Here is a 6,384-nt window from a genome sequence, read left to right as displayed (position 1 = left end):
TTTGCTCAGGACATGAATTCTGACACAACAAAACGTTTTGACAAAAAAGACTTCCGTACCTGGTCAATCGGCCTTAACGGTGGTATGTTAACTCACTATACTCCATTCAACGGAAACAGCAATGGCGATTTCCGCACACCACAGGAAAGCTGGGGTTACGGAGGTTACATCAAGAAACAAATTCTTCCTGGATTTGGTATCCAGGCTGATTTCCTTGCTGGTAAAGTAAAAGGATTCAGAGCTAATTCTTTGCCTTCACCAACTGCAGCTCAGGATGCAAGCAGCTTCGAAACAAGAATCGACTGGTCGGCAGCAGTTAGTGCAAACTTTACAATTGCTAACTTAAGCTTAAACCAAAAACGTAATTTCTTATCTCCATATGTTACTGCAGGTGCTGGTTACATGTCGTCAAGCGCCAATGTACAGAACACTCCGGCAGGTGCAAGCACAGGTTACAACGAAAACTGGTTTATTCCGGTTGGAGCAGGTTTCAAACTGGGTGTATCTAAAGGTGTAAACATCGACTTAGGTTATACAGTAAGCTTCGTGAAAGACAATAACTTTGATGGTGTTGCAAGTGCAACAAATGATAAGTTTTCTTATGCACATGCTGGTGTTGAGATTGCCCTGGGTAAAAAAGGAACTTCTCAATTGCAAAACTACAGTGCAGTAGCAGCTATCCGTGAGGAAAGTGCAGCAGAAAGCGCTGAGTTAAGAAGAGCATTATCTACATCTGAGCAAAACAGAATGAGAGATCAGGAACAATATGCAAAAGATATGGGTGATGATGATATGGACGGTGTTGCAAACAAATTTGACAAATGTGCCGGAACAGCTGCAAACACAGTGGTTGACGGAGCAGGTTGTCCTTTAGTTGCACCTAAACCAGTAATCAGAGAAAAAGTGATCATCACTGAATCTGACCGTAAAGTAGTAAGCGAAGCGATCAGAGATTTAGAATTTGATTTAGGTAAATCTACAATCAAAGCGACTTCTTACACAACATTAAACAGAGTTGCGGCTTTATTGGTTGAGAAAAACTTTAGCTTGAAATTAGCAGGACATACTGATAACACAGGTTCTATGGCTTTAAACTTAAGCTTATCTAAAGACAGAGCTGAAGCGGTTAAATCTTACTTAGTTTCTCAGGGTGCTAACCCATCACGTATCGAAGCTACAGGTTACGGACCAAACCAACCAATTGCTACAAACAAAACAGCAGCTGGACGTCAGAAAAACAGAAGGGTTGAATTCACATTGTATTAATCTGTAATTCACTCTAATAATTAAAGCCTGCAGATTCTGCAGGCTTTAATTTTATCCGGCCAATATTATTTATCCTGTTATTTTTTACGCTCATGGAATTTAAACTACCTAAGGACTTACCCTTTCACATCAAGCTTTCATCAATACTGATCAGCCTTGTGATCCTGATCTACGCCACCATCGTAGCCAAGGAGATTCTGTCGCCCCTGATCTTTTCTTGTCTGTTCTCTATTTTACTGCTGCCACTGGCTTCCTTTCTGGAGACTAAGATGAAACTTCCGCGCAGTGCGGCATCAATGATCTCGATCATCTTACTTTTAAGCGGTATCGGATTGATACTTTATGTTATCGGATCTCAGATGAGCGACCTGGCGAACGACTGGCCTCAGTTTCAGCAGCAACTGCTGAAAACGCTGGACAGCCTGCAGGACTGGATTGCAGCAACTTTTCATGTGAATGCGGATAAGCAACTCACTTATGTACATTCTGCTACAAGCAAGGTAATGGCCTCTGGTACTACGGTTCTGGGAGCAACACTGCTGTCATTATCAGGTTTGATGCTGTTTTTTGTATTTACTTTTATTTATACTTTCTTTTTCCTGCTGTACCGCAGGCTGATCATGAAGTTTTTAATCTCTGTATTCCTTGATGAAAATAAGGAAGTTGTATACGAGATCATTGAGCGTGTTCAGTATATGATCAGGAAGTATATCATCGGACTGCTCATCGAAGCGGCAATCGTATCGCTGGTGGTATGTGTTGCTTTCTGGCTGCTCGGTATCAAATACGCGGTATTGCTTGGTCTGATTACAGGCTTGTTCAACATCATCCCTTATATCGGTATCTTCTCGGCCCTTGTAATCAGTACACTGGTTACTTTTGCTACAGCTACTGTAATTTCTAAGGTGGTACTTGTGATTATTACTTTGATTGTAACTCACCTGATTGACAGTAATATCCTGCTTCCTGTCGTTGTAGGCTCTAAGGTTCGGATAAACGCACTGGTTACAGTACTTGGTGTGATTATAGGAGAGATGATCTGGGGTATCCCGGGGATGTTTCTTTCTATTCCGGTGATTGCCGTACTCAAGATCATTTTCGACAGGGTAGATGGCTTGCAATCATGGGGAATTATCCTTGGAGACGAGGAGCTGAAACAAAATAAACTGGCAACAAAGCTAACAGCTAAAAGAGCTGCTAAATAATTGATTAAAAAAGCACAATGTCTTTATGATATTGTGCTTTTTATTTTATCATGGCTGGGGCAGTACCACCATGTTTGGCAATAACTTCGGCAGAAATATACATGCCTAAACCCAGTACCAGGGAAATGCTTCAGTGTTAGTTACATACCAGTTTTTGCAGCTAAGAGTTTGAATTTATTTCCGGATAGACCACATTCTGTGAGATCTGATTGAGGTAGGCGTAGGTATTCTGGTTGTCTTTGCTGCATTGCTCCAGCAGCATCGCATATTCTTCATGGCCTAAAACAGCTGCCATACGGTATAGGGAATCATATCTGCAAACCTTCAGTGTGTATATCAACTTAAAGATCTCCAGCAGCGTCAGATCTTTTGCAAGCGATGTAGTCTTACCAGCGGCTGCCGTTTTCAGCGTATTCAGCAATTCCTCATCAATGGCAGACGAAGCCACCTGGGCTTTTTGTTTTACTGCGGCCATTGCCCGGCTAAGCCTTGAGATATGACTTTCAATATCGGTCTCTCCAGGTGATATAGCCAGCTGCAATTCATCGGTGTACACCGCTTTTGTTAACTTATCCAGGATTTTGAAGTATTTCTTTTCTGCTGCCAGCTGTTCGGAAAGCATAGTTTTGAAGGTTTCAGTAAGGTTAGGAACGCTGTTTTTCATTGGTCTTTTGTGTTTTATCTCTGAGAGGGATTATTTCCAGCGTATTTCTACATCTGCTTCTCCTCTCATTGTATATTCTATGTTTCCTCCATTAACAGTTTTTCCTGTTAATTGTTCTTTTTCGCCTGCATAACGTACCTCCAGTTCAGGGAGTTTTTTACCTCCTTTTTTCACAAGCATTAACCTGCATACAGAACTGGCAAGCCCAAGCACATTGAATGTTACTTTCTTTTTTGTACCTGCTTTAAAATTAGCGGTAGGGTAATCTATATAAATATAAAACTCCTCGCCGGGTAGATTAAAGTAATGCCTTGGCAAAATCCCAAAAGCATTACCTGCTCCGTAGACTTCCTGACCAACAGCACCTGATTTTTCCCATCCGTCATGCAGGTCTTCCAGTGCTATCCACAACTTTTTGTTGAGTTCACCCACTTTGGCTTCATCTTCCAGCATCTCATCAGGCAGCATGGCAGGATAGTAATATACTGCGCGGTTTACCAGGTAGCGTATAAATTCTGCCAGCAGCAATTTAACTGAAGGCAGAATGTCTACACCTTCGCTGTGCTTAAGATAATCGTGCAAAGCACAAAAGACTTCCTGCTCCTCATAAGCTGCTGTGTATGGTGCATCATTTAAAGGAAACAAGGCAAAAAAAGTTGGGAAATTCTTTCCGTATCCGTAGTTACAATCCCAGAGCTGCACATTTTTAAATATTCCCGCCAGGCACATGTAACTCAGATCGAGGTACAGTTCATTCTTTGTAATTTTGTACAGGCGAAGTAAAGCGCCTGATGAAAAAGCTGTGTTATTGGCCTGATAGAATATCTCAAAACCATAACCTGCCAGTGTTTTTGCAGCGCGTTCTGCTTCATTTAAATACCTGTCTTCTCCGGTTAGTTCAAATGCCTGTAACATCACATGCGCGTACAATCCTGCTACATCTTTTTCACCGCCTTTTCCCTCTGCCGTTTCGGCTTTCAGTACTTCAAGCGTATCCATCTTATAGAAGACCGGCCATTTGTATTTGAAGTGTTTTGCTACCTTAATGGCATATTCAAGGGAGTCCATAAATAACTCTTTAGCAACTTTATCGCCTTTAAGTGCAAGGCGTGATAAATTGAGCAGCGGATGGTGTAGGTACCATGAATCCATTACTTTAGGTATCTTCTGCTCTTCTTCGCCTTTAAGCTTACCTTCGGCAGCAGGGAGCCACCTCATGATAGTCTTTAAGTCTTTGTCATAAAACTCCGGCAAACCATTTTTAATTGTTTGCATGATGTCGAGGGTGTCGCCGCACCATTCTACATAGTCCAGCAAAGGCAATAGAACCGCCAGTTGCACCATAATCTCGGGTGGAGTTTCATAATCACTGACATAGGCGTTAAAATATTCATTATCGCCCACCTGCGAGCTGCATCCTGCATTTTCTACCAGATCTTTTAATCCTTTGTCCAGGATCTCTGGCCAGGGCTGGTATGCTGTTTCGGGTTTGGGTAACAATAAGTAAACTCTCGCCAATAGATCCAGGTACTGGCGCATGATTGCTGCCTCGTTAGCAGGTAATGTTGGGTCAAATGCCACGAAGGCATCACCTATACATATTTCTTTACCTGCCAGCAGGGGTTTTTCTAATGAAGGTGGCAGTGAAAAACCCATTTCCGGCCAGTTTCCGCCAACGGTATCAGCCGCTGATGTTTCTGTCTGCTGGCAATAGTCTGCCAGTGCAGTAAGGTTTTGCAGGTAAAGTACAGATGCTGATTTCGGTTTGGTCATGCTCATGTAGATCATTCCGGAACGCGTTCCTACCTGGCTCGCGTGAATCTTCCCTGAAATATTTTCTGTATTTCCGTTTTTCCCGCTGGCGATGATATCTTTTGGCCAGTAGGGGACAATCATATCTTTCAAAGGCTTTAAGCTGGTAGTATAGCGCAAGACAGGAATAGCCTCATCTTCATTGATGTCAATGGTTACTTTAAATACACCGATATCACTGCTCAGCCTGAGGCTGCATTCCTTGTCAGATGAGTGAATCTGATCGATATGTAAGTTGGCCCCTGGTGAATATGCAGCGCGGAAAACCATTGTTCCGCCTTTAGGCATGAGTACCGAAACCCATACTGAATCTGTGGTACAATAAACTTCAAATGTAAATTCGCGGCCTGATTTCTGGAACAGTGTTTCCCGTTCGTCCATTAGCTCAGTGCTTGCCGAGAGTGCCCATGGTGATAATCCAGTCATAATTTAGTGTTTTAGGTTAATGCGTAGCCGTAACTGATAAATACGAGCTTTGTTTTAATAAAAATAAGTGCTGATGCTGAATAAAAACTAAACTAAATGTGATCACGAATGTTCTGGGCCTGACTGTGCTTTAACAGTCGTTTTTACTGATTTTTTATGAAAGCTGATGAAATAAAACTGGGAGACTGGCAGCGGATATTATTCGGAGATGTGAGTGCATTGTTTCTGGTTGAGGTGTTTTTCAGAACACTCATTATTTATCTTTTGCTGCTGGCTATTGTGAGATGGCTGGGCAAACGCATGAGCGGGCAGCTCACCATTATAGAAATGACGGTGATGGTTACCCTTGGGGCAATTGTATCCGTGCCGATGCAGATATCTGATCGGGGGATTTTGCAGGGGGCAATCATTCTTGTGACTGCCCTGGGGCTGCATCGCGGTGTGAATTATTTTAGTATGAAAAGCAGGAAGGGCGAGAAGCTTTTGTATGGAAGCCCTACGATACTTGTTAAAAACGGGGTTTTGCAGCTGGAGAATATGAGGGAGGTGAGGATCTCCCGGCAGCAGTTATTCTCAGAGTTACGGAGTAAAAACGTGATGAATCTGGGCAAACTGCAGAGGGTTTACCTGGAACCATCAGGTTCTTTTACACTGTTTTTGCGGGAAGATCAGTTTGGACTGGCGCTATTTCCGCCAACGGATCATGAAATTCTGTCTCTTCAGAAAGGTAAGAAGGATGAGATGGTTTGCCAGAACTGCGGCACTGTAAATAATACCCAAAGCAAAGTTTGTTACAATTGTAAACAGGATCTATTCATTGCTGCAATTATTTAATTATGGAAAAAGAAGCATACAGGTTATTGGACTGGCACAGGATCTTTATCGGGGAAGTACCTGGTTCCTTTTATATTGAAGTTATGATCCGCACGGTGATCATTTACTTTATTCTGATTTTAGCGATCCGTCTGATGGGTAAACGGATGGCCTTACAATTGAACGTGACGGAAATGG

The 6,384-nt window shown here is 42.5% G+C and carries 5 protein-coding genes; 3 read left to right on the top strand and 2 right to left on the bottom strand.

The window, feature by feature from the left end:
- Positions 1–1,266: OmpA family protein (locus tag ABWY16_RS02540; protein WP_353903080.1), on the top strand; the 1,266-nt coding region annotated here is incomplete at its 5' end.
- A gap of 92 nt (positions 1,267–1,358) precedes the next feature.
- Positions 1,359–2,471 (top strand): AI-2E family transporter, encoded by a 1,113-nt coding sequence (locus ABWY16_RS02535; protein WP_353903079.1) that lies wholly within the window; start codon positions 1,359–1,361, stop codon positions 2,469–2,471.
- 160 nt (positions 2,472–2,631) lie between these two features.
- Here the strand turns inward: ABWY16_RS02535 and ABWY16_RS02530 are convergent, their stop codons facing one another.
- Positions 2,632–3,135 (bottom strand): DUF892 family protein, encoded by a 504-nt coding sequence (locus tag ABWY16_RS02530; protein ID WP_353903078.1) that lies wholly within the window; start codon positions 3,133–3,135, stop codon positions 2,632–2,634.
- 30 nt (positions 3,136–3,165) lie between these two features.
- A complete protein-coding gene (locus ABWY16_RS02525; protein WP_353903077.1) occupies positions 3,166–5,373 on the bottom strand; it encodes a hypothetical protein in 2,208 nt (735 codons plus the stop codon).
- A 156-nt stretch (positions 5,374–5,529) separates the two neighbouring features.
- Here ABWY16_RS02525 and ABWY16_RS02520 point away from each other — a divergent pair, with 156 nt between their 5' ends.
- Positions 5,530–6,207 carry a DUF421 domain-containing protein gene (locus ABWY16_RS02520; RefSeq protein ID WP_353903076.1) on the top strand — a complete coding sequence of 226 codons (678 nt, stop codon included), beginning with the start codon at positions 5,530–5,532 and terminating at the stop codon, positions 6,205–6,207.
- The last annotated feature ends 177 nt before the right edge of the window (positions 6,208–6,384 follow it).

The organism is Pedobacter sp., from assembly GCF_040513095.1.
Classification (GTDB): domain Bacteria; phylum Bacteroidota; class Bacteroidia; order Sphingobacteriales; family Sphingobacteriaceae; genus Pedobacter.
Note: the sequence above shows the minus strand (reverse complement) of the source record. Positions and strands in the feature narration are given on the sequence as shown.

Excerpts from the sequence above, each read along its gene's own strand:
- ABWY16_RS02520 (WP_353903076.1), top strand. The coding sequence starts at position 5,530 with ATGAAAGCTGATGAAATAAAACTGGGAGACTGGCAGCGGATATTATTC.
- ABWY16_RS02535 (WP_353903079.1), top strand. The coding sequence starts at position 1,359 with ATGGAATTTAAACTACCTAAGGACTTACCCTTTCACATCAAGCTTTCA.
- ABWY16_RS02530 (WP_353903078.1), bottom strand. The coding sequence starts at position 3,135 with ATGAAAAACAGCGTTCCTAACCTTACTGAAACCTTCAAAACTATGCTT.
- ABWY16_RS02525 (WP_353903077.1), bottom strand. The coding sequence starts at position 5,373 with ATGACTGGATTATCACCATGGGCACTCTCGGCAAGCACTGAGCTAATG.